At 70.6% G+C, this 3,071-nt stretch carries 3 protein-coding genes; all 3 read left to right on the top strand.

Going from position 1 to position 3,071, the window contains the following annotated elements; translation table 11 throughout:
* The first annotated feature begins 118 nt into the window (after nucleotides 1-118).
* On the top strand, nucleotides 119-1,405 hold the full coding sequence (gene dxr / locus ABT085_RS45255; protein ID WP_351622773.1) for a 1-deoxy-D-xylulose-5-phosphate reductoisomerase: 1,287 nt from the start codon (nucleotides 119-121) through the stop codon (nucleotides 1,403-1,405).
* The gene (locus ABT085_RS45250) at nucleotides 1,402-2,706 is read left to right on the top strand and encodes a M50 family metallopeptidase (protein WP_502982990.1); all 1,305 of its coding nucleotides are present in this window, start codon (nucleotides 1,402-1,404) and stop codon (nucleotides 2,704-2,706) included. The genes dxr and ABT085_RS45250 overlap by 4 nt, the downstream gene beginning before the upstream one ends.
* Before the next feature lie 169 nt (nucleotides 2,707-2,875).
* Nucleotides 2,876-3,071, top strand: a 196-nt coding sequence (locus ABT085_RS45245; protein ID WP_351622770.1) for a flavodoxin-dependent (E)-4-hydroxy-3-methylbut-2-enyl-diphosphate synthase, incomplete at its 3' end; no start/stop codon positions are given.

Below are 3,071 nucleotides of genomic sequence, written 5' to 3'. Positions count from 1 at the left end.
GCACCCCCACGGCCCCGAGGGCCCGGGAACCCGGCGCTCCGGTTGCCCGGGGCCGTCGGCGGTCCCGCGACGAGGACGCGCTGTCAGCCGCCGCCGCGGACCGGGCCACAATGGAGCAATGACCGAAAGCCCCGCCGGCCGCGTGAGCCCGGCCCCGCTCGCCGACCCGCACCTCGTCTTCGACCCCGTCGCGGGGGACGGGCCCAAGGACGTGGTGATCCTCGGCTCCACCGGCTCGATCGGCACCCAGGCCATCGACCTCGTCCTGCGCAATCCGGACCGCTTCCGCGTCACCGCCCTGTCCGCCGCGGGCGGCCGGGTCGAACTGCTCGCCGAGCAGGCCCACCGGCTGCGGGTGCACACGGTGGCCGTGGCCCGCGAGGACGTCGTCCCCGCGCTGCGCGAGGCGCTCGCCGCCCGGTACGGGGCGGGCGAGCCGCTCCCCGAGATCCTCGCCGGCCCGGACGCGGCCGCGCAGGTCGCCGCCTCCGACTGCCACACCGTCCTGAACGGCATCACCGGATCCATCGGCCTCGCCCCGACCCTCGCCGCCCTGGAGGCCGGCCGCACCCTCGCGCTGGCCAACAAGGAGTCGCTCATCGTCGGCGGCCCGCTGGTCAAGGCGCTCGCCAAGCCCGGGCAGATCATCCCGGTGGACTCCGAGCACGCGGCCCTCTTCCAGGCCCTGGCGGCCGGCACCCGGGCCGACGTGCGCAAGCTCGTCGTCACCGCCTCCGGCGGTCCCTTCCGCGGCCGGACCAAGGCGGAACTGGCGAACGTCACCGTCCAGGACGCCCTCGCCCACCCCACCTGGGCGATGGGCCCGGTGATCACGGTCAACTCCGCGACCCTCGTCAACAAGGGTCTCGAAGTCATCGAGGCGCACCTGCTGTACGACATTCCCTTCGACCGCATTGAGGTCGTCGTGCATCCCCAGTCGTATGTTCACTCGATGGTTGAGTTCACGGACGGATCCACCCTGGCCCAGGCGACGCCCCCCGACATGGGAGGGCCGATCGCCATCGGTCTCGGCTGGCCCGAACGGGTACCGGACGCGGCCCCGGCCTTCGACTGGAGCAAGGCTTCGACCTGGGAGTTCTTCCCGCTCGACGGTGAGGCCTTCCCCTCCGTCGGGCTCGCCCGGCACGTCGGGGAGCTCGCGGGCACGGCCCCGGCAGTGTTCAATGCGGCCAACGAGGAGTGCGTCGAAGCGTTCCTGAACGGCGCCCTGCCGTTCAACGGGATCATGGAGACGGTGACACGGGTGGTCGAGGAGCACGGCGCGCCGCGCACGGGAACTTCACTGACCGTGTCGGACGTCCTCGAAGCGGAGGCCTGGGCGCGAGCCAGGGCCGGGGAACTGACAGCACAGACGACGACGGCGACCGCGGAGGCGCGTGCATGACGACCCTGATGATGATCCTCGGCATAGTCGTGTTCGCGGTCGGCCTGCTGGTCTCGATCGCCTGGCACGAGCTGGGGCATCTGTCCACGGCCAAGCTCTTCGGGATCCGCGTGCCGCAGTACATGGTCGGCTTCGGCCCGACCATCTGGTCGCGGAAGAAGGGCGAGACCGAGTACGGCGTCAAGGCCGTCCCGTTCGGCGGCTACATCCGCATGATCGGCATGTTCCCGCCGGGCGACGACGGCCGGATCTCGGCCCGCTCCACCTCGCCCTGGCGCGGCATGATCGAGGACGCCCGCTCCGCCGCCTTCGAGGAGCTCGAACCAGGGGACGAGACCCGCCTCTTCTACACGCGCAAGCCGTGGAAGAGGGTCATCGTGATGTTCGCGGGCCCCTTCATGAACCTGGTCCTGGCGGTGGCGCTGTTCCTCACCGTGCTGATGGGCTTCGGCATCTCCCAGCAGACCAACACCGTCAGCTCGGTCTCCCAGTGCGTCATCGCACAGAGCCAGAACCGCGACACCTGCAAGGCCTCCGACGCGCCCTCCCCGGCCGCGGCGGCGGGCCTCAAGGCCGGCGACAAGATCGTCTCCTTCGACGGGGTGCGGACGGACGACTGGAACCAGCTCTCCGACCTCATCCGCGCCACCCCCGGCAAGGACGTGCCGATCATCGTCGAGCGCAAGGGCCAGGAAGTCTCCCTGCACGCGAAGATCGCCACCAACCAGGTCGCCAAGAAGGACTCCAGCGGCCAGATCGTCGAGGGCCAGTACGTCACCGCGGGCTTCCTCGGCTTCAGCGCCGCCACCGGTGTCGTACGCCTGGACCTCGGCGAGTCCGTGACCTGGATGGGCGACCGGCTCGGCGAGGCCGTCGACTCCATCGCGAGCCTGCCCGGCAAGATCCCGGCCCTGTGGAACGCGGCCTTCGACGGCGCCCCGCGCGCCGCCGACTCCCCGATGGGCGTGGTCGGCGCGGCCCGCGTCGGCGGTGAGATCTTCACCCTCGACATCCCGCCGACCCAGCAGCTGGCGATGGCCCTGATGCTGGTCGCGGGCTTCAACCTCTCGCTGTTCCTGTTCAACATGCTCCCGCTGCTCCCGCTCGACGGCGGGCATATCGCGGGCGCGCTGTGGGAGTCGCTGCGCCGCCAGGCGGCGAAGGTGCTGCGCCGGCCGGACCCGGGCCCGTTCGACGTGGCGAAGCTGATGCCGGTGGCCTATGTGGTGGCCGGGATCTTCGTCTGCTTCACCATCCTGGTCCTCATCGCCGACGTGGTTAACCCCGTCAAAATTTCCTAGTCATGTGGCGTTCGTGACGGCCGGGGACCTTTGGTTCCCGGCCGTCATCCGTTGAGCGGGTTTGACCGGCGCGATGTGCCCGGGCTCGGGCGGGTGCCGTAATCTCGAAGGCCGGAGCCCGCTGAGCACGGGACCAGACCTTGATCCACGACTTGGGGTTGCACAGCAGATGACTGCGATTTCTCTCGGCATGCCGTCCGTTCCGACCAGGCTCGCCGAGCGCCGCAAGAGCCGGCAGATCCAGGTCGGGTCCGTCGCGGTGGGCGGGGACGCGCCGGTGTCGGTGCAGTCGATGACGACGACGCGGACGTCGGACATCGGGGCGACGTTGCAGCAGATCGCGGAGCTGACGGCGTCGGGGTGTC

Source organism: Streptomyces sp. NPDC002265, from assembly GCF_040296125.1.
Lineage (GTDB): Bacteria > Actinomycetota > Actinomycetes > Streptomycetales > Streptomycetaceae > Streptomyces.
Note: the sequence above shows the minus strand (reverse complement) of the source record. Positions and strands in the feature narration are given on the sequence as shown.